This is a genomic window from Halomonas sp. MCCC 1A11062, from assembly GCF_021404355.1.
In the GTDB taxonomy this organism is placed as follows: Bacteria; Pseudomonadota; Gammaproteobacteria; order Pseudomonadales; family Halomonadaceae; genus Halomonas; species Halomonas aerodenitrificans.
The window spans coordinates 1-19,011 of record NZ_JABFTW010000040.1; the positions used below are offsets into that span (position 1 = coordinate 1).

General features: G+C 63.4%; 16 protein-coding genes and 1 pseudogene. 15 read left to right on the forward strand and 2 right to left on the reverse strand.

The features are described 5' to 3' along the window. Positions 1-132: 132 nt before the first annotated feature. From HOP58_RS22220 to HOP58_RS22285, 14 genes and pseudogenes are all read left to right on the forward strand, one after another. Positions 133-1,026: pseudogene (locus HOP58_RS22220) on the forward strand (TRAP transporter substrate-binding protein); the annotation flags it as partial. Between the two features lie 138 nt (positions 1,027-1,164). Beyond that, positions 1,165-1,584 (forward strand): TRAP transporter small permease subunit, encoded by a 420-nt coding sequence (locus HOP58_RS22225; protein WP_234261777.1) that lies wholly within the window; start codon positions 1,165-1,167, stop codon positions 1,582-1,584. Further along, on the forward strand, positions 1,581-2,861 hold the full coding sequence (locus tag HOP58_RS22230) for a TRAP transporter large permease (protein ID WP_234261778.1): 1,281 nt from the start codon (positions 1,581-1,583) through the stop codon (positions 2,859-2,861). Before HOP58_RS22225 ends, HOP58_RS22230 begins: the two co-directional genes overlap by 4 nt. 20 nt (positions 2,862-2,881) lie before the next feature. Further along, on the forward strand, positions 2,882-4,240 hold the full coding sequence (locus tag HOP58_RS22235; protein WP_234261779.1) for an amidohydrolase family protein: 1,359 nt from the start codon (positions 2,882-2,884) through the stop codon (positions 4,238-4,240). A gap of 14 nt (positions 4,241-4,254) precedes the next feature. Continuing rightward, a complete protein-coding gene (locus tag HOP58_RS22240; RefSeq protein ID WP_234261781.1) occupies positions 4,255-5,007 on the forward strand; it encodes an aspartate/glutamate racemase family protein in 753 nt (250 codons plus the stop codon). After that, entirely contained in the window at positions 5,004-5,456 is a 453-nt protein-coding gene (locus HOP58_RS22245) for a DUF3830 family protein (protein WP_234261783.1), read from the forward strand. Before HOP58_RS22240 ends, HOP58_RS22245 begins: the two co-directional genes overlap by 4 nt. Then, the gene (locus HOP58_RS22250) at positions 5,453-6,187 is read left to right on the forward strand and encodes an aspartate/glutamate racemase family protein (RefSeq protein WP_234261785.1); all 735 of its coding nucleotides are present in this window, start codon (positions 5,453-5,455) and stop codon (positions 6,185-6,187) included. The genes HOP58_RS22245 and HOP58_RS22250 overlap by 4 nt, the downstream gene beginning before the upstream one ends. Further along, positions 6,180-7,631, forward strand: coding sequence for a dihydropyrimidinase (gene hydA, locus HOP58_RS22255; RefSeq protein WP_234261787.1), 1,452 nt, complete (start codon positions 6,180-6,182; stop codon positions 7,629-7,631). Before HOP58_RS22250 ends, hydA begins: the two co-directional genes overlap by 8 nt. Beyond that, positions 7,619-8,389, forward strand: a complete 771-nt coding sequence (locus tag HOP58_RS22260) for a hypothetical protein (RefSeq protein WP_234261789.1) — start codon at positions 7,619-7,621, stop codon at positions 8,387-8,389. Before hydA ends, HOP58_RS22260 begins: the two co-directional genes overlap by 13 nt. After that, positions 8,386-8,871, forward strand: coding sequence for a tripartite tricarboxylate transporter TctB family protein (locus HOP58_RS22265; protein ID WP_234261791.1), 486 nt, complete (start codon positions 8,386-8,388; stop codon positions 8,869-8,871). Before HOP58_RS22260 ends, HOP58_RS22265 begins: the two co-directional genes overlap by 4 nt. Further along, positions 8,868-10,421, forward strand: a complete 1,554-nt coding sequence (locus HOP58_RS22270) for a tripartite tricarboxylate transporter permease (protein ID WP_234261793.1) — start codon at positions 8,868-8,870, stop codon at positions 10,419-10,421. The genes HOP58_RS22265 and HOP58_RS22270 overlap by 4 nt, the downstream gene beginning before the upstream one ends. Further along, positions 10,418-11,386: a tripartite tricarboxylate transporter substrate binding protein gene (locus HOP58_RS22275; RefSeq protein ID WP_234261794.1), complete on the forward strand. Its 969-nt coding sequence runs from the start codon at positions 10,418-10,420 to the stop codon at positions 11,384-11,386. The genes HOP58_RS22270 and HOP58_RS22275 overlap by 4 nt, the downstream gene beginning before the upstream one ends. An 81-nt stretch (positions 11,387-11,467) precedes the next feature. Beyond that, complete coding sequence (locus HOP58_RS22280) at positions 11,468-12,976, forward strand: amidohydrolase family protein (protein WP_234261797.1); 1,509 nt, start codon at positions 11,468-11,470, stop codon at positions 12,974-12,976. Next, positions 12,973-13,476, forward strand: a complete 504-nt coding sequence (locus HOP58_RS22285) for a YgjV family protein (protein WP_346657494.1) — start codon at positions 12,973-12,975, stop codon at positions 13,474-13,476. Before HOP58_RS22280 ends, HOP58_RS22285 begins: the two co-directional genes overlap by 4 nt. Before the next feature lie 36 nt (positions 13,477-13,512). Here the strand turns inward: HOP58_RS22285 and HOP58_RS22290 are convergent, their stop codons facing one another. Continuing rightward, positions 13,513-13,941 carry a fosfomycin resistance glutathione transferase gene (locus tag HOP58_RS22290; RefSeq protein ID WP_234261801.1) on the reverse strand — a complete coding sequence of 143 codons (429 nt, stop codon included), beginning with the start codon at positions 13,939-13,941 and terminating at the stop codon, positions 13,513-13,515. A 153-nt stretch (positions 13,942-14,094) separates the two neighbouring features. Between HOP58_RS22290 and HOP58_RS22295 the strand changes: the two genes are divergently transcribed. Next, complete coding sequence (locus HOP58_RS22295; RefSeq protein ID WP_234261803.1) at positions 14,095-16,569, forward strand: cation-transporting P-type ATPase; 2,475 nt, start codon at positions 14,095-14,097, stop codon at positions 16,567-16,569. A 25-nt stretch (positions 16,570-16,594) separates the two neighbouring features. On the opposite strand, the gene mgtA is transcribed toward HOP58_RS22295, so the two are convergent. After that, complete coding sequence (mgtA, locus tag HOP58_RS22300) at positions 16,595-18,904, reverse strand: magnesium-translocating P-type ATPase (protein ID WP_346657495.1); 2,310 nt, start codon at positions 18,902-18,904, stop codon at positions 16,595-16,597. Positions 18,905-19,011: the final 107 nt, after the last annotated feature.

Genomic DNA, 19,011 nt, shown 5'->3' on the forward strand with positions numbered 1-19,011 from the left:
CGGAGGGTAGAATCGGTCATGGCGTATCCACTCATGTTGATTGAGATCTTGGTCGTGATCAATCAACAGGATACGCCACCCTTCCTACCTCCTCCCATACACCAGAAATCACCATAGCTCGCCGGCAACTTCCCGACCGACCACTCGGTGTCTCGCGCCATGGAGGTGTTCAAGGAGGAAGTCGAAAGCGCCTCCAACGGTGGTATCCGCGTCGATCTCTTCCCCGCCATGCAACTCGGCGGTGCCACGGAAAACGTCGACCAGGTTCGCTCGGGCAGTATCTTTGCCGTGTTCACCTCCATTGCTTACTTCACTCGTTCCGTACCGGACTACGAGGCCGTGAGCCTGCCCTTCCTCTTCGATAGCCGCGATCAGGCCTTCGCCGTGATGGATGGTCCGGTGGGGGAGTATCTCGACGAAAAAATGGCTGAGCTCGGCTTGATCAACCTGGGCTATGGCGAATTGGGCTTTCGCCATGTGACCAATAATCTTCGCCCCATCACCTCGGTGGAGGATTTCGAGGGCATGCGCATTCGCCTTCAGCCGAACGAGGTCCACCTGCAGACCTTCCGTGCGCTGGGCGCCAATCCTGTATCGATGGACGTATCCGAACTCTATTCGGCCCTTCAGCAGGGGGTACTGGATGGTCAGGAAAACCCCTACAACATCATAGCCAGCCGGCGTTTCAATGAGGTGCAGGAGCACCTCTCCGATAGCGGTCACTTCTACGACTTCATCAATGCCGTGGCGAATCAGCGCCGCTACAACGCCCTTTCCGAAGAGCATCGCGCCATCATCGACGACGCCATGCAAGCAGCCATGCTGTGGCAGCGCGAAGCGGCTGCCGAGGAAGAAGAAGCTTGGCGCGAGCAGCTGATCGAGGAAGGCATGACCTTCACGCCGATCTCCACCGAACTGCGTGCCGAACTTCGCGAGGCCACGATGGAAGTGGCAGAGAGCCTCAAGAGCCGCGTCGATCCGGAATTCGTCGAACTGGTGTTCCAGGAAGCCGAAGCTGCGCAGTGAGGCCTTGTCATGACCCTCTCAAATGATCTTTCCCCTGCGTCACGCCCCGCCCCGCCCCCTCGAGGAGGGGGCTACGGCGCCCTGAAACGCCTGGTAGGTACGTGTGACATCGCGACCTACTGGGCCATCGTGGCGGTCATGGGGCTGATGACCATTATCGTGTCCCTGCAAGTGTTTTGGCGCTATGTACTCGGTTCTTCCATCGATTCTGCCGACGAGCTGTCGCGCCTGTTCTTCATCTGGGCGATCTTCCTCGCCATACCCCACGGGGTTAAGCACGGCGTGCACGTGGGAATCGACCTGTTCGTCATGATGATGCCCGTGTGGCTGCGGGAGCTGCTGTTCCGAATGATGGCTGCCATCGCCACGCTTTTGATGCTGCTGGTGATGATTGGCGCCTGGGTGGCGACCATTGATCGCTGGCCCGAGCTGATGCCGACGCTTCCCATCACCTCTTCCATCTATTACATCGCCGTACTGATTTGCGGCTTGCACGCATTCCTTCACCTGGCGCTGTTGGCGTGGGGTGGCTCCCGCACCTGGGAGGAGGCCGCATGACCTGGCTTGCCGTTGGTCTTTTCCTGTTCCTTGCCGTGCTCGGCATGCCGCTGGCCTTTGCGCTGGGCTTTGGTTCCTTGGCCGGGCTGTGGATGCTCGACTTCGAGCTGGTGGTGATGCCCCAGCGGATGATGCATGCCGTCAACAGCTTCCCGCTGATGGCGATACCGCTGTTCATGCTGGCCGGCGAGCTGATGGTGCGAGCCGGCATCATGGATCGCCTGATCGGTTTCGCCAACAGCCTGGTAGGCCGCATGCACGGCGGACTGGCCCATGTGACGATCACCTCCGGGACCATCTTTGCCTCCGTCAGCGGGGCCGCCGTGGCCAGCGCCAGCGCCATGGGCAGTACGCTGGTACCGGCACTACGAAAATATTACCCGGATGCCTATTCCGGTGCGGTGATAGCCTCGGCAGCCAACTTGGGACCCGTAATCCCGCCAAGCAACGCCATGATCGTCTATGCACTGATGGCTGGCTCCTCGGTCTCGGTGGGTGGCCTATTCATGGCAGGTATCGTGCCGGGCATTCTGCTGGCACTGGGCTTCATGGTCATCGCCTCGTTCATTTCCTGGAAGCGTGGCTATGCCCTGACCGGTGAGCGCTTCAATCTGTGCAATGTGGCTCGCCACGCGCGTCGAGCCTTGGTCATCCTGCTGATGCCGGTGATCGTGGTGGGTGGCATCGTCGGCGGCGTGTTCACCGCCACCGAAGGCGCTGCCATTGCCGTGGTCTATTCCGCCTTCATTGGTTTCGTGGTGACTCGTCGCCTACGCCTGTCGGACCTGCCGGGCTGTCTCTATCGCGCGGCGGTGACCTCCGCCATGGTCGGGGCGCTGATCGCCTTCGCCTCGGCGCTGACCTTCGTCTTCACCATCGAGATGGTGCCAATGATGCTGTCGGCATTCATCCAGTCGCTGACCAGCGACCCGATGCTGTTCATCCTGCTGACCATGGCATTGCTGGTGATGGTGGGGATGCTGATCGAGTCCAACGCTGCCTACATCATGCTGGTGCCTCTCTTTGCCCCCGTGGCGGTGGCCTACGGCATCGATCCGCTCTATTTCGGTTTCCTGTTCATGTACAACCTGGTGGTCGGCATGATGACGCCGCCAGTGGGCGTCCTCTACTTCGTCATGAGCGGTATCACACGCGTACCGATGATGAAGCTCGTCGCCGAATCCCTGCCTTTCGTCGCCTTCCAGTTCGCCATCCTCGGCTTGTGCATCGCCTTCCCGCAGATCGTCACGGCGCTGCCGCGAGCCCTGGGCTTTTAATGACAAATAAGGAGAGGCTGATGTTCGATGCTGCGCATCCCGCCGACCTGGTAATACACGGACCGCGGGTTCTTACCGTCGACCCGGAACTGGGTGAAATCCCGTGTGCCCGGCTGGTGATTCATGCCGGGCGCCTGGTGTCGGTCGAGCCCGATGATCCCGCCAAGCCCCTGCCCCCGGCCAGACGCACGCTCGACATGAGCGGGCGGGTGATAACGCCCGGATTCATCAATGTTCATACCCACACCATCCTGACCATGGTACGCGGCGTCGCCGAAGACATGGGCTTTGCCCCGGCCTACACGCCGGGCGTGCCTCATGGCCACGAGGTCAGCGAAAAAGAGGCGGTGGCCTTGGCCCGCCTGGGCGCCGCCGAGGCGCTGCTGTTCGGCTCTACCCTGATTAACGACAGCTATGTCCACGCGGACCTGACCCTGCCGGCAATGGGTGAGCTGGGAATGCGGGTGATCACGTGCGGGCGCATCCACGATGTGGACTTCAGCCGGGTACATGAGGGCATCTGGGAGCACCGGTCCGAGATCGGCGAGCGCACACTGGCCGAGGCCGTGGCGCTGTGCGAACGCTGGCAGGGCAAGATGGACGGTCGGCTGGGCGTCGAGCTGGCGGCCCATGCACCGGATACCTGCTCGCGGGATTTGCTGGCAAAGGTAGCCGAAGCGCGTGATGCCCTGGGTATCCGGGTAAACGGGCACCTCTCCCAGAGCCTCAAGGAGAACCGCCGCGTGCAGGAACGCGACGGCATGAGCCCCACCGAACTGCTGGAAGAGGTGGGCCTGCTTGGACCCCGCTTCACTGCAGCGCACTGCATGTTCGTCAGCGACAGCGACATCGCCCGTATTGGAGCCAGTGCCACCAACATCGCGCATGTACCACGCGGCAATGCCACGGGAGGACGAATCGCCCCGACTACCCGGCTACGCGAGGCCGGCGCGAACCTGGCCCTGGCGACCGACAACATGCATGCCGACATGGTCGAGGTGATGCGCTGGGCATTGATCATGGGGCGCGTGCAGGAGGGCGAGGTCAATGATCGCTGGCAGCCTAATCACGTATTGGAGATGGCCACGCTCGGCGGTGCCAGGGCACTGGGGCTAGATGCAGAACTAGGGTCGCTGACGCCGGGCAAGCGGGCCGACCTGGTGGCGTTCGATTTTCGTCGGCCTCACCTCGTGCCGCTGATCAATACGCTCGGCAATCTGGTGCATACCGCACAGGGGCGTGACATTGAGTATGTGGTCTGCAACGGGGAGATCGTGGTCGAAGGCGGTGAACTGTGCCATGCCGACACCGCGGCCCTTCTGGCGGAGGCACAGTCAGCGGCAGAAGCCCTGTGGCAACGTGCCCGGGCACAGGTGTGAGGGGGAAAACTCGAATGAAGCTGCTGATCGTCAATCCCAACATATCCCACAGCGTTACCGAGTTGATTGCCAGCGAGGCCCAGCGCAGCGCTTCCCCGGAAACCGAGCTGACCCTGCGAACGGCCGCCTTCGGCGTGGCCTATATCGAGACGCGTGCTGAAGCCGCCATCGGCGCCTATGCGACCCTGGCCGAGCTTGCCGAGTACCACCCAGGACATGATGCCGCCGTCGTGGCGGCCTTCGGTGATCCTGGCCTGGAAGCCGCCCGGGAAATGCTGTCGATCCCGGTGGTGGGGCTGACCGAAAGTGCACTCATGAGTGCAGCCATGCTTGGCGGTCGTATCGGGATCGTGGCGATTTCGCGTCGCATACGCGCATGGTACGGCGAAACGGTGGCTCGCTATGGCATGAGCTCGCGTCTGGCCGGCATTCGCTGCCTCGATGAACCGCTGCGCGACATCGGGTCCGTGCAGGAGGACAAGGGCGAGCAGTTGGTGGCGCTCTGCCAGGCGGCGATCAAAGAGGATGGCGCCGACGTGCTGATCATCGCCGGCGCGCCGCTGGCCGGGTTGGCCCGCCAGGTGGAAAGCCGAATCCCCGTGCCGATCGTCGACGGCGTGAGCTGCGCGGTGCGCCAGGCCGAGCTGCTGGCCAGGCTCGGCCCGCGACCCGCCGAAGCGGGCAGTTATGCCGTGCCACCCAGCAAGCCTTGTCAAGGGTTGTCGCCTGCCCTTGCAGCGCTCGTCGGCCGGGAGCATGTGTCATGAGTCCTCTCAGCCACCGCCTGGGCCTGACCAGTGGCGAACTGACCTTCATTGCCGAAACCTGCCCAGGCGCGCCGCGCAGCGTAGCCGCGCTACTCGACCTCTTACCCTGGAAGACCCAACTGGTCCACGTGCGCTGGAGCGGCGAGGGAGTCTGGGTGCCGCTGGGCGAGCGCGACTTCGAGCTGCCGTGGGAAAACGCTACCCGTTACCCCGCACCGGGAGAAGTGCTGTTCTATCCCGGAGGTTACAGCGAGACCGAGATTCTGCTGGCGTACGGGCCCTGCAGCTTTGCCAGCAAGCTGGGGCCGATCGCCGGAAACCACATCATGACGGTGGTGGAGGGAAGCGAGCGGCTGCCCGAGCTGGGCCGTCGCTGTCTTTGGGAGGGTGCCCAGTCGCTGGAACTGACCCTTCTTGAATCCATCACCCCCACTGGAGTCCAGCCATGAGACGCCATCGCTTCGGGGTGCTCACCCCTTCTTCTAATACCGCTCTGGAACCGCTCACCTCGGCCATGGTGTCCGAGCTCCCGGGGGTCAGTGCACACTTCTCGCGCTTCACCGTGACCGAAATTGCCCTCAGCAAGCAGGCCCTCGGGCAATTCGATGATCGCCACGTGCTGACTGCCGCCCGCCTGCTCGCCGACGCGCGCGTCGATGTGATCGGCTGGAGCGGTACCTCCGCCGGCTGGCTGGGCTTCGACCACGACGTGACCCTCTGCCAGCGCATCGAAGCCGAGACCGGCATTCCGGCCACCACCTCGATGCTCGCGCTCAATGAAATTCTCGAGACCTTCGGGCTGATGCGTTTTGGCCTGGTCACCCCCTACACGGACGACGTGCAGGCACGAATTCTCGCCAACTACCGCGCCGCCGGCTTCGAGATAGTGGCGGAAGATCATCTCGGTATCAGCGAGAACTTCGCCTATGCCGAGGTTACCCCACAAACCCTGACGGCTCAGGTGAGGCACGTCGCAGCGGCTGGAGCGCCCGCCATCGTGGTGGCCTGCACCAATCTCTGCTCCGCCGATTTGGTACCCCAGTGGGAGGCCGAGCTAGGGATTCCGATTCTGGATACCACGACCACCGTGGTGTGGAAGATGCAGCAGATGATCGGCCAGGGTGACGTGCCTGTCCACGGCTGGGGTCGTTTGATGGAAGGAGGCCTGATCCATGAGTGAATATGATCTGGTGATTCGCCGCGCTCACTGTGCTACGGCGTCCGATGTCTTTGATGCGGATATCGGCATTCGTGACGGCATCATCGTTGCGCTGGGTAGCGGGCTGGGTTCAGGTCGCGAGGAGATCGACGCCGCGGGGCGCTGGGTGCTGCCCGGAGGCATCGATGGCCACTGCCATCTCGACCAGCCTACTTCGGATGGCTCACGCATGGCCGACGATTTCCTTACCGGCACGCGCTCTGCCGCCTGTGGTGGTACGACGACGGTGTTCCCTTTTGCCTGCCAGATGAAAGGTCAAAGCCTCCGGGCGGCAGTGGATGACTATCACCAGCGCGCTACAGGCAAGGCCTGCATCGACTACGCCTTTCACCTGATCGTCACCGACCCGACCCCCGAGGTACTGGGCGAGGAGCTTCCCGCGCTGATTCGCGAGGGATACACCTCCTTCAAGATCTATATGACCTATGACGATCTCAAGCTGGCCGACCGGGAGATCATCGATGTTCTGGCGGTGGCCCGCGAGCATGGCGCCATGGTGATGGTGCATGCCGAAAATGCCGACTGCATTGCTTGGCTCACCGAACGCCTTCTGGCACAGGGTCATACCGCTCCACGTTACCACGCAGCGGCACGGCCCATGCTGGTCGAGCGCGAGGCCACTCACCGGGCCATTGCCTATGCCGAGCTCGTCGACGTGCCGATTCTCATCGTTCATGTCTCGGGCAAGGAGGCAGTGGAGCAACTGCGCTGGGCACACAGCCACGGCCTGAGGATCTATGCCGAGACCTGCCCCCAGTACTTGTTCCTTACCGCTGATGACCTGGGCATCAGCGATGACGACAGCCATGGTGCCAAGTGCATTTGCAGCCCTCCACCCCGCGACCGAGCCAACCAGCAGGTGGTGTGGGACGGACTGGAAAACGGCGTGTTCCAGGTGTTCTCTTCGGACCATGCGCCTTTCACCTTCGCCGGGCCTGAGGGCAAGTTTGCCGCCGGTGAGGATGCCAGCTTCGATCGAATTCCCAATGGCATTCCGGGGCTGGAGACCCGCCTGGCACTGCTGTTCAGTCACGGCGTGGAAACCGGACGGCTGACCATTCAGCAGTTCGTGGCTCTCACCGCAACCAACGTGGCGCGGATGTATGGGCTCTACCCACGCAAGGGCTCCATCGCCGTGGGAACCGACGCTGATCTGGTGATTTGGGAAACCGGCCTTGACCGTACGATTCGCAACGTCGATCTACACCATGCCGTGGACTATACCCCCTATGAAGATATCCCGGTCAGCACCTGGCCGGCGCTGACGCTATCCCGAGGCGAGATCGTATGGCGCGATGGCGCCTATCTGGGGGTAGCCGGCCGCGGCCACTTTCTGCGCTGCGATCTACCGGAGCCGGCCCGTCCCAAGCCGCGCCCGATGGGGGAGCCCTCGTGGACGAGCTGAACCAGGCTCCCCATGCGCTGGTCGTTGCCCTGGCCGAGGCGTGGCGAAACGGTACTCCGCTGGCGGCCGAGACGGCCAGGCGGCTCGCACCCGACAGTCGTACGGCGGCGTATGCCACCCAGGCGGTGCTGGGTCAACGCCTGGGATGGTGGCCTGCCGGACGGCCACACGCCTGGAAACTGGCCATGGGCCAACCACCACTGGCCGCTCCCATTCCCGATGCGTTGTTGCTGCCCAGCCCGGCTCGTCTGGCATCCTGGGTCAGCGTGCCAGGCATCGAAGTGGAACTCGCCGTGCGGCTTTCCCGGGCACTGCTTCCGGGCGCCGGGCGTGACGAGTGCGAGGCCGCCGTAGGCGAGACCCTGGCAGTGATCGAGCGCTTTGATGTGCGTGCAGAAGGCTGGCCAGAGCTGCCGCAGAACTTCCTGCTCGCCGATCTGCAAATGCATGCCGGGCTCGTGCTGGGCAGTGGCGTGCAAGGCTGGCCGGGAGACACTTCGCTGACCTTGAACATTGCAGCACCGCCCGGATCGACCTGGCAGCATCCGCTGGGGGATCCGCTCGCGCTGCTCCCCTGGCTGGCCGAACATGCCGCTGCCCAAGGCTGGACCCTCCAAGCCGGCGATCTCATTGCCACCGGTAGTTGGTGCGGCATGTACGAAGTGCCTCCCGGAGGCTGTGTGCGAGCCCGTTTCGATGGCATCGGCGAGGTGGAGCTAAAGCGCTCTTCTTCCTCAGTGCGGGAGGCCAAGACATGACCCTCGTCAACGAAACCCTGACAACACCGCTCACGCGAACGATCGAGACCCTGATGGGCCTGGCCATCATGGCGGTGGGTCTGCTCTTTTTGCGCACCGTACATGCCTCGCCGCCACCCTATGGTGATCCCGGTGACATCGGATCGGCAGCCTTCTTCCCGGGGCTGGTCGCCCTGCTGGTCGCGGCATGCGGCTTGGTGCTGGCGCTGCTGGCCTGGCGCCCCTCGGCCCCGCCCCCGATGACCAAGGGACACACGTCGCATGCGTTGCTGGCCTATGCCTTGATGATTGCCGTATCGGCAGGGCTGCCTTGGCTGGGGATCTGGCTGGCGAGCATGATCGCCGTGCCTGTGCTGGCCCTGCTGTTCGGGGAGAGGCGCTGGATGTTGCTACTGGTGCTGGCAGTGTTGCCACCCACCTTGGTCATTCACCTGTTCGAAGGCGTGATGGGGATCTACTTCCCGCGGGGGGTACTGCTGTGATCGATCTCGCCATTCTCCAGCAGGGGCTGGCCATGCTGGCGTCGCCATGGACCTTCCTGGCGCTCTCCGCAGGACTGGCCGGCGGCATCCTGATCGGTGCGCTACCAGGCCTAACTGCCACCATGGCGGTAGCGGTACTGGCGCCCTTCACCTTCTTCATGGAAGCGTCCATCGGTATCCCTTTTCTGCTGGGAATCTATAAAGGTGCCATCTATGGCGGCTCGATACCGGCAATCCTGGTCAATACCCCAGGCACGGCCGCAGCCGCGGCAACCGCCCGTGACGGCTATGCCATGACTCTCCAGGGCAATTCGCGCAAGGCCCTGGAATTGAGCCTCTACAGCTCGGTGGCTGCTGACTTCATGGCCACCATGGTGCTTATCCTGGTGGCAGTGCCCCTGGCGTCCATTGCGATTCGCTTCGGCTCTCCGGAGTTCGCACTGCTCTACCTAATCGCCCTGACCATGATCGCCACCGTGAGCGGAGAGAGCTTTATCAAGGGACTGGCGGCGGCAGGGCTGGGGCTTATGGTGGCCTGCATCGGGCTCGACCCCATGTCGGGTTATCAGCGCTTCACCTTCGGTAATACTGACCTGTTGGCGGGTGTCTCACTGATCCCGCTGCTGATCGGCATGTTCGCCCTCAGCGAAATCCTCATGCAGCTTACTCATCCGCAGCAACAGCGCGCCAAGTCAGCAGACCCCGTCACGCATGGGGGTGAGCGTCTGAGCTGGGGTGAGTTCTGGGCGCTGCGACCGACCATCCTGCGCTCTACCTCGCTCGGCACCTTCCTTGGCTCGCTGCCCGGCCTGGGTGCCGAAATCTCCTGCTGGATCGCCTATGGCCTGGCGCGCGGCCGCTCCCGGGAGCCTGAACGCTTCGGCAAAGGGTCGCAAGAGGGGCTGGCAGCGGCCGAGGCCGGCAACAATGCCGTGGTGCCCGCCGCACTGATTCCCATGACGGTATTCGGTATTCCCGGCGACACCATTACTGCCGTACTGATCGGGGCCTTGATGGCTCAGGGCATGATGCCGGGGCCCTTGCTGATGCAGCAGAACCCCGGTTTCCTGTTCGGGCTATTCCTCGTGCTGCTGGTCACCAATGTCCTGCTCCTGGTGTTCGGCCTGATGGCCATACGCTGGCTCAAGCAGGTGACCCGAATACCGCCCAGCGTCCTTTATCCCTGTGTGCTGCTGCTGTGCATATGCGGAACCTATGCCGTCAACTCGAGCAGCTTCGACCTGCTGGTGCTTGCCGCTGGCGGGGGCCTTGGCTACTTGATGCGCCGGACGGGGTTTCCCATCGCACCGCTGATCATCGGGCTGCTGCTCGGGCCGGGATTCGAGAGCGCCGTGCGTCAGTCTCTGGTGTTTTCCAACGGCAGCCTGGCGATCTTCTGTTCGCGCCCCGGCAGCCTGGTGCTGCTCATACTTCTGGCCCTGGTCATTGCCTTCATGGCGTGGCGAGGGCTGAAGCCCATGTGGAGCTCCTCCCGGCTCCCCTGGTCCCGTCATGCCAAGTCCAATAACGCCGAAGGAGGCGACTCATGACCCGCAACATCCTGACTCAGACCTTGTTGACCACATCCGTAATGGCCGCGACGCTGGCCGGTGCCAGTTCAGTGCTGGCAAATGAGAGCCACCTGCCGGACGAGCCGATTCGCTTCGTCACACCCTATCCCGCCGGCGGGTCCCACTCGCTGCATGCTGGCATCATTACCGCTGTCGGCGAGGAATTCATGGGACGCCCGTTGATATCGGTCATTCGGGGCGGCGGTGGTGGCGCCGTGGCTGCCGCCGAGGTAGCACGCAGCACGCCCAACGGCACCATGCTGCTGTTCGGCGACCCCACCATCAACTCCCTGCGGCCCCAGGTAGAGGACCTGCCCTACGCCATGGAAGACTTCGTGCCGGTCGCACGCATCAACTACAGCCCGGCGATCTTTGTCACCACTCCGGATCAACCCTTCCAGACCATTGGTGAATTGGTCGACTATGCCGATGACAACCCAGGTGACGTGGTTTACAGCTCCGACAACCGCAACGGATTCACCTACACGGTATTCGAGATGCTGAAGGCCACTGCCGATATCGAGATGCGTGGGGTCGAGCTCGGCGGTGGTGGACCTGCCGTAACCCAGCTTCTGGGCGGTAACACCATGGCCTATGCCGGCGACCCCAGCGTGGTGGGCGAGCACCTCGAGGCGGGAACATTGGTTGGGCTGTGCGTAACCGATACCGAACGCTTCGAGGCCTATGGCGATATCCCCACCTGTCAGGAAGAGGGCTACGATGTGGTGTTCCAATTCTGGCGCGGGGTGATGGCTCCCGCCGGCACGCCCGAGGCAGTGATTGCCGAGCTCAGCGATGGCTTCGAACGTATGACCCAGGACGAAGGCTTCCTGCGCCTGATCAATCAGATCGGATCGGGCATTCAGTTCCTCGGCCATGAGGCGTTTGCCGAGGCCCTGGGAGCTGAACAGGCTGCTCTTCGTGAGGCCTACCTCGGAGAGTGAGCCAGGGTGCTCATTTTTAGCCTCAGCCGAAAAGAGGAGAGAGCCGACGACTGCCCGCGGGTGGTCGTCGGCCATACACTCATGAACCAGTTGACCCTGATGGGGCCGAGAGCCCTTGCCGAGAATGGGGCTGGCGTACTGCCCGGCCCCGTGGACATCGTCATCGAGAATGGCGAGATACATAACGTGCGTCCGGCCGGCTCGGCTCCACCGGTGGGCGAGGCCATAGATGCCCGGAACACCTTGGCAGTGCCGGGATTCATCAATGGCCATCACCATTCCCATGAGAACTTCCACAAGGGGCGATACGACCGGTTGCCTCTCGAACTGTGGATGAATTATGTGCGCCCGGCAAAGCCCTTGCCGCTGACCGCTGACGACGTCTACCTGCGAACCCTGGTGGGTGCGAGCCAGGCCCTGCTAACTGGGACCACCTGCATCGTGGACGACTTCAATGCCTCGCCCGTACTCAATCGCGAGCATGTCGAGGCTGCATTTGCCGCCTATGAAGACATCGGTATCCGTGCACTCCTCGGGCCCACGCTCTTCGATGTGCCCTTTCATCGAAGCGTCCCCTTCATCGAAGAGGAGTGCAGCGTAGACACCCTGGCCAGCCTGGCACCCGCCAAGGCCACGCCACCCGCAGAGTACCTCCGCTTCGTCGAAGAACTGGCGGCCAGCCGGCACCCACGCTCGTCCAGGGTCGGCGTGCTGCTGGCCCCCTCCGCCCCACAGCGTTGCAGCGATGGTTTGTTGCGTCAGGTGCGCGAGCTTGCCGATGCGAACGAGCTACCCGTGATCATCCACGTCCAGGAGACTCGCCTGCAGGCGGCTTCCGCCTGGCACGAGCGCGGCAAGACCCTCTTTCAGCACCTCGACGAGCTGGACTTCCTGGCTCCCGGCACCTCGCTGATCCATGCGGTGTGGCTGACACCCGACGATATCGCCCGAATCGCAGCGAAGGGTGCCAGCGTTCAGCACAATCCCAACAGCAATCTGAAACTGGGCTCGGGGCTGATGCCCATGCGCGCGCTGCTCGATGCAGGCGTCAACGTGAGCCTTGGCACCGACGGCTGCGGATCACTGGAATCTACCGACATGCTTCGGGTCGTGGCCAACACGGCCCTGATCCACAAGCTTCGCGGCGAGGATTATCAACGCTGGATCGGCGCCGAAGAGGCATTGAAGGCTGCTACCCAGGGCGGCGCCAGGGCCTTGGGTCTTGAGGATCGCCTGGGCCGCATTACTCCAGGGCAGAAAGCCGACCTTGTGCTCTACCGGCTCGATGCACCTGCTTTTACTCCGCTCAACGACCCGCTGCGCCAGCTCGTTTTTGGCGAGAGCGGCATCGGCATCGACTCGGTGTTCGTCGAGGGAGTGCAGGTGGTATCAGAGGGTCGTCTGACTCGACTCGACCAGCGCGACATTGCCCGACGCATCGAGCAGGCAATGGGTCGCCTGCGTCCGGCGATTGGTGAGGCGGAGCAGTTTACCGAGAACCTGCGCCCTGCCTATGAGCGCATCTGGGCGCGCTGCCAGGGCTTGCCTCTCGCACCTAACACCATCCCTGCGCGGTTTAACGACGCGTGAGTGACGCATGGCTTTGGGCACAATGCATTGGCGGCATGGCAGCGCTGCTTGGTGTGCTAGCTTTCCAGTGCCGTCAAGACACACGCATGCTGATGTTGCTGGCAGGGTCCTGTCTGGCCTGGTGTCTGCACTTCTTGATGCTGGCCCAGCCCACTGCTGCCCTGCTGAATCTGCTGACAGCATTAAGGAACCTTGTCGGTATTCGATACCGCGGGGCAAGGCTAGCTGGTTTGTTCATCACCTTATATTTGATCTCTGGCGGAATCAGCTTGCAGAGTCGCTGGGATCTGTTGCCTATCATAGCGGTAGTTACAGGTAGCGTGGGGGTATTCTTTCTACATGGGCTCACGCGTCGTGGTGCGTTTCTGATAGGCAGCTTGTTCTGGCTGGTCTTTAACCTTCAAGCCGGATCGGTGCCTGGGGTGATAGTGATGACAGCGGATGCGCTATCCAATGTCCTCAGGATGCGTAAGCTCCAAAAACCCATCATTCACAAGTAAAATTATCACTGCAAGAGGCAACCATACACTCAGCATTTATTCACCCTGCGTCCGCTGCACGAACCACTCCAACCCTTCATAGGGGTTATCTCGCAGTGCCGCCAGTCGGCTTTGCAGATCACCGGAGTGAATCTCCAGCTTGTGGCCGTCCGGGTCGAGAAAGTAGATGGAGTCGCCTTCGCTGCGGTTCTCCTTCCAGATCGTCACGCCCTGCTCGCGAATGGCCTTGGTACAGCGGATGAAGGCCTCTGCGCCGACGCCGAAGGCGACGTGGGTATATTCGGGCAGCGGGCCGGTGCGCGTCTCGTCGTCGAGCGACAGGCAGATCCAGTCATCGCCAGCCTGAAGATAGGCGCCCCGAGCCCATTTCACCACCGGCTGGAGCGCTACCACCTGCGTGTAGAAGTCGAAGGAGCGTTCGAGATCGCGAACTGCGAGGGTCAGGTGGTTGATGCCGGTGATCATGTCTCGCCCTCTCTCCTTGCTAAGCCGTTGCGTTTTGGAGCAAGACTATCATCTGCCCGGGAGGTTGACTGAGTGTTCGCACGAAGGAGACATGGATGGCAGCATGAGAATCGGATATAGCTTGAGAGGGGACTTCCTGAAAGGAGAAAGGAAGTGCGGCGCAGCGTATCCATGCAGCGGCTAGCCGGGCTTGTCGATCCAAGACAAGGGCTGAGTACGGCCGAGGCTCAGGCGCGGAGCGATCGCTACGGCCCCAATACCATCATCCCAGGCGTGCGCAGCGGCTGGCGTACGACCCTGGCGGATACACTGCGTGACCCTATGCTGTGGTTCCTGCTGGCGACGGGCGCTCTGTTTACGCTCATCGGCAGCTACACCGAGGCGCTGGTCATGCTGCTGGCCCTCGTGCCGCTGTTCGGCATGGATGCCTACCTGCACCGGCGCACCCAGGCCTCGGTGGAGGGGCTCAGCGGTCGGCTCGCGACCACGGCCAGGGTGCTGCGCGACGGTTCACAGCGGAACGTGCCAGCCGAGACGCTAGTGCCGGGTGACCTGGTTCTGGTGCGCTCCGGCGAATTCTTTCCGGCCGATGGCCTGATCGTCGCGGGTGAAGAGCTGCAAGTGGATGAGTCCACGCTCACGGGTGAGGCCTGGCCGGTACGCAAGCAGGTGGTGGAGCGGGGGGTGTTTTCCACCCCCCGTGAGACGACGGTCGAGGATGTGTACTGGGGTCTGGCCGGCACCCGTCAGCTGACGGGGCACGCTTGGCTGCGCGTCGCCCTGACGGGCGCCGAAACCCTTTATGGCGAAGTGGTACGCTCGGCGGTTGCGGGCACCCACGCCCAGACCCCGTTGCAGCGCTCGGTGGCACACTTGGTCAAGGTGCTGATCGTTGCGGCCATCGTCTTCTGCCTGGCGCTGGCGTGGCTGCGCTATCACCAGGGGCACGGCCTCGTGGACGCCCTGCTCAGTGCGCTGACCCTGGCCATCGCCGCTCTGCCCGAAGAGTTCCCCGTGGTGCTCACCTTCTTTCTCGGCGTGGGCGTCTACCGCCTCGCCCGGCGACGCGCCCTGGTGCGGCGCAGCCTGGTGGTAGAGAACATCGGCCGCGTGAGCTGTATCTGCTCGGACAAGACGGGCACTCTCACCGAAGGACGGCTGAGGCTGACGCACCTGCTCCCGATGTCGACTATCAGCGAGCAACGCTTGCGAACGCTGGCGGCGGCCGCTTCCCAGGCCGACAGCGGCGACCCGCTGGACGAAGCAGTGCTGTCGAACTGCCCACCGCCGGTGGAGCAGCACATACTGGCTCGTTTTCCTTTCACCGAGGATCGGCGCAAGGCGACCATGGTGAGCGAGCAGGCGGATGGCCTGCTGGTGGCGGTCAAGGGTGCGCCGGAAGTGGTGCTGGGTCTCTGCGAGCTGACGGAGGCCGAACGGCACGACTGGCTGGCGGCGGTAGAAGCTTACAGCAATGACGGCCACAAGGTGATCGGCTGCGCCTACCGCACCCTCGCCAGGGAGAGCTGGACAGGAGGCGAACCTGACCGGGGGCTGAGCTTCGCCGGGCTGCTGGCCTTCGAGGACCCGGTGCGCCAGGGGGTCCCGGAGGCCATTGCGGCCTGCCGGGCAGCAGGCATCCGCGTCATCATGGTCACCGGAGATCATCCCGGTACGGCTATCGCCATCGCGCGTGAGCTGGGGCTTGGCGGTGAGCATCCGCAGCTGATCACGGGAGACGAACTCGCGGCACGAATAGCTCGCGGCGAGCCCGTCGCCAGCGAGATCGACATCGTCGCGCGAACCCTGCCGGCACAGAAGCTCGCCTTGGTGCGCACCCTACAGGCCGGCGGCGAAGTCGTTGCGGTGACCGGCGATGGGGTCAATGACGTACCCGCTCTGCAGGCGGCCGACATCGGCATCGCCATGGGGGAACGCGGTACCCGCAGCGCGCGTGAGGTGTCGGCCATCGTGCTGCTTGACGACGACTTCGGCAGCATCGTCGGGGCCATCGCCGAAGGGCGTCGCCTGTTCACCAATCTGCAGTTGAGCTTCCAGTACCTGCTGATGGTGCACATTCCGCTGGTGATCACCGCCGCTTTGATCCCGATGCTGGGCTATCCCCTGCTCTACCTGCCGATCCACGTCGTATGGCTGGAACTGATCATTCACCCCACCGCGCTGCTGGTGTTTCAGAACCTGCCGTCGGCTCATGCCATGGGGCCACCCCCCACGAAAGGAACTCAGCCGCGCTTCTTCGACCGGCGCGAGTGGTGGGTCATCCTGGCAGTGGGAGCAGTAGTGACCCTGGTGGTCACGAGCACGTACCTGAATGGCCTCGGCGCCGACTACGCCGTCGACCATGCCAGGACCGTGGCGCTGCTCTCGCTGATCTTCGCCGGGGCCGGTATCACGGCAGCGTTGAGCCGCCTGCGCAACATCGCGGCATGGCTCATGGTGGTCGTTGCCCCTGCCCTGTCGGCCCTGCTCGTTCACACGCCCGGGCTGGGCACGCTGCTGCATCTGCATACCCTGCACCTGGAAGATTGGCTACTGGTGCTGGGTGGCGGCCTGCTCGCCGCCCTGCTGGTACGCCTGGGCTTGTGGCGGCGGGAGCCACGCGCTTGAAGCCGCAGGCACTGCAATGCGTGCTTCAACGAAAGAAACGCCGCTTGGCCAGCTCGGTGCATACCAGGTAAGCGCCGAGCAGCATGAGCATGAACGCCAGCAGGCTCCCTTGCAGAGGCACGAAACCGAACAGTGCGCTGATCGGACCCAGGTAGGGGATGCAGAGCGCCAGCAGGAACACGACGGCAGTGGCCCCCAATAACAGGCCCGAAGGAGCGCTGCGCCAGGCGGCCAGGCGGGTACGCAACACCAGCAGCACGGCCAGTTCCGTCAGTAGCGAGACAACGAACCAGGCACTATGAAACGTCGCCTCATCGGCATCGAACCACCACAGCAGCACGGCGAAGGTGAGCAGATCGAACAGCGTGCTGATCAACCCGAATACCAGCATGAAACGGCGCAGCTCGTTCACGTCCCAGCGACGCGGACGGGCCACGTCGCCCCGGTCCACGCGGTCGGTGGAGATGGCCATGGCCGGCAGGTCGGAGAGAAAGTTGTTGAGCAGGATCTGCTTCGCCAGCAGCGGCAGGAACGGCAGCAGCGGCGTAACCAGCGCCATGCTCACCATGTTGCCGAAATTGGCGCTGGTGGTAATGCCGATGTACTTGAGCGTATTGGCGAAGGTACGACGCCCGTCCAGGATCCCCTGGCGCAGTACGCCAAGGTCGGATTCGAGCAGGATGACGTCGGCGCTCTCGCGGGCCACGTCCACCGCCCCGTCCACCGAGATGCCTACATCGGCGGCGTGCAGGGCCGGCGCGTCGTTGATGCCATCACCCAGGTAGCCTACGGCGTGTCCGCTGTGCTGCAGGGCGCGTACGATGCGCTCCTTCTGCTGGGGCTCCACCTCCACGAACAGATCCACCTCCCGCGCGCGCTGCCATAGGGCCTCGTCGCGCATGCCGGCCAATTCCTCGCCGGTCAGCATGCCCTGGCGTGGCAGTTCGAGACTCTCCGCCAGGTGGGCGGTGACAAAGCGGTTGTCGCCGGTGATCACCTTGACTTGAATCCCCAGCGCCGCCAGGTTTTTCAGTGTTTCGGCGGCGCCAGCCTTGGGCGGATCGAGAAACAGCAGGAAGCCCTGCAGGGTCATCTCCGCTTCGTCCTCACGGGTATAGTGAGGCTTGGCTTGCATGCTGCGGGTGGCCAGGGCCAATACACGAAAGCCCTGCTCGCCCTGCGCCTGAAACCAGGTCTCGAGGCGTTCTCGCTCCATCTCATCCAGCGGCTTGACGCCCCCTTCCCGGAACAGGCTCGTACAGATCGCCAGTACCTGGACGAAGGCCCCCTTGGTGACGATCAGGTGCCGGTCCGGCGCGTCGTGCTCGGTCACCACCACTGTCAGGCGCCGACGCGAGAAATCGTAGGGGATCTCGTCTATCTTGCGGTGGGCTTCGATGGCGAAGGAGCCGCCCTCGCAGGCCCTGAGGATGGCGGCATCCAGCGGGTTGTCGATGCCGGTTTCCAGCGCGGCGTTGAGATGAGCGAGGCGGCGCACTTCGGCAGAAGGCTGCCCCTTACCGTCGACGGCGTCGCTCAAGGTGATCACGCCCTCGGTGAGGGTGCCGGTCTTGTCGGTACAGAAGACATCGATGCTGCCCAGGTTCTCGATGGACTCCAGGTGGCGCACGATTACGCCGCGCCGCGACATGGCCCGGGCACCGCGCGAGAGCGTTATCGTGACGATGGCCGGCAACAGCTCCGGCGTGATGCCTACCGCCAGCGCCACGGCAAACAGCAGCGACTCGATCGCCGGGCGCTCCAGCAGGTGATTGACCACCAGCACGAACACCACCATGACCAGCATCACCCGCACCAGCAGATAACCGAAGTGGCGCACGCCACGGGCGAACTCCGTCTCCGGGGCGCGCGCGGCGAGTCGCTCGGCAATGGCCCCGAAGGCCGTGTCGCGCCCCGTTCTGACCACCAGCATGCGGGCCGTGCCACTGCGCACCGAGCTGCCCAAGTAAGCACAGTTGGTCCGCTGACCCAGCGGCGCCTGGGGGCTGGCGATACCCGGCCGCTTCTCCACCGGGAAGGATTCACCGGTGAGGCTGGCTTCCGTGACCAGGAAGTCGCGGGCCTCGAGAATGACACCGTCGGCAGGAATCAGATTGCCTGCGGAGAGGTGGATCACATCACCGGGCACCACCCCATCCGCGGGTAGGGTGACGAGCTGCCCATCGCGAAGTACCGGCACGGTCAGCGCCAGCCGGCGCTGCAATGCCGCAAGCGCGGCCGAAGCGCGGTATTCCTGTGAGAAGCCGAGCAACGCACTGCCCAGCAGAATGGCGAGAATGATGGCGGCGTCCGTCCAGTCATGAGCTATGGTGATTTCTGGTGTATGGGAGGAGGTAGGAAGGGTGGCGTATCCTGTTGATTGATCACGACCAAGATCTCAATCAACATGAGTGGATACGCCATGACCGATTCTACCCTCCG

Excerpts from the sequence above, each read along its gene's own strand:
- hydA (WP_234261787.1), top strand. The coding sequence starts at position 6,180 with ATGAGTGAATATGATCTGGTGATTCGCCGCGCTCACTGTGCTACGGCG.
- HOP58_RS22250 (WP_234261785.1), top strand. The coding sequence starts at position 5,453 with ATGAGACGCCATCGCTTCGGGGTGCTCACCCCTTCTTCTAATACCGCT.
- HOP58_RS22230 (WP_234261778.1), top strand. The coding sequence starts at position 1,581 with ATGACCTGGCTTGCCGTTGGTCTTTTCCTGTTCCTTGCCGTGCTCGGC.
- HOP58_RS22280 (WP_234261797.1), top strand. The coding sequence starts at position 11,468 with ATGAACCAGTTGACCCTGATGGGGCCGAGAGCCCTTGCCGAGAATGGG.
- HOP58_RS22245 (WP_234261783.1), top strand. The coding sequence starts at position 5,004 with ATGAGTCCTCTCAGCCACCGCCTGGGCCTGACCAGTGGCGAACTGACC.
- HOP58_RS22235 (WP_234261779.1), top strand. The coding sequence starts at position 2,882 with ATGTTCGATGCTGCGCATCCCGCCGACCTGGTAATACACGGACCGCGG.
- HOP58_RS22265 (WP_234261791.1), top strand. The coding sequence starts at position 8,386 with ATGACCCTCGTCAACGAAACCCTGACAACACCGCTCACGCGAACGATC.
- HOP58_RS22275 (WP_234261794.1), top strand. The coding sequence starts at position 10,418 with ATGACCCGCAACATCCTGACTCAGACCTTGTTGACCACATCCGTAATG.
- HOP58_RS22240 (WP_234261781.1), top strand. The coding sequence starts at position 4,255 with ATGAAGCTGCTGATCGTCAATCCCAACATATCCCACAGCGTTACCGAG.
- HOP58_RS22290 (WP_234261801.1), bottom strand. The coding sequence starts at position 13,941 with ATGATCACCGGCATCAACCACCTGACCCTCGCAGTTCGCGATCTCGAA.
- HOP58_RS22225 (WP_234261777.1), top strand. The coding sequence starts at position 1,165 with ATGGGGCTGATGACCATTATCGTGTCCCTGCAAGTGTTTTGGCGCTAT.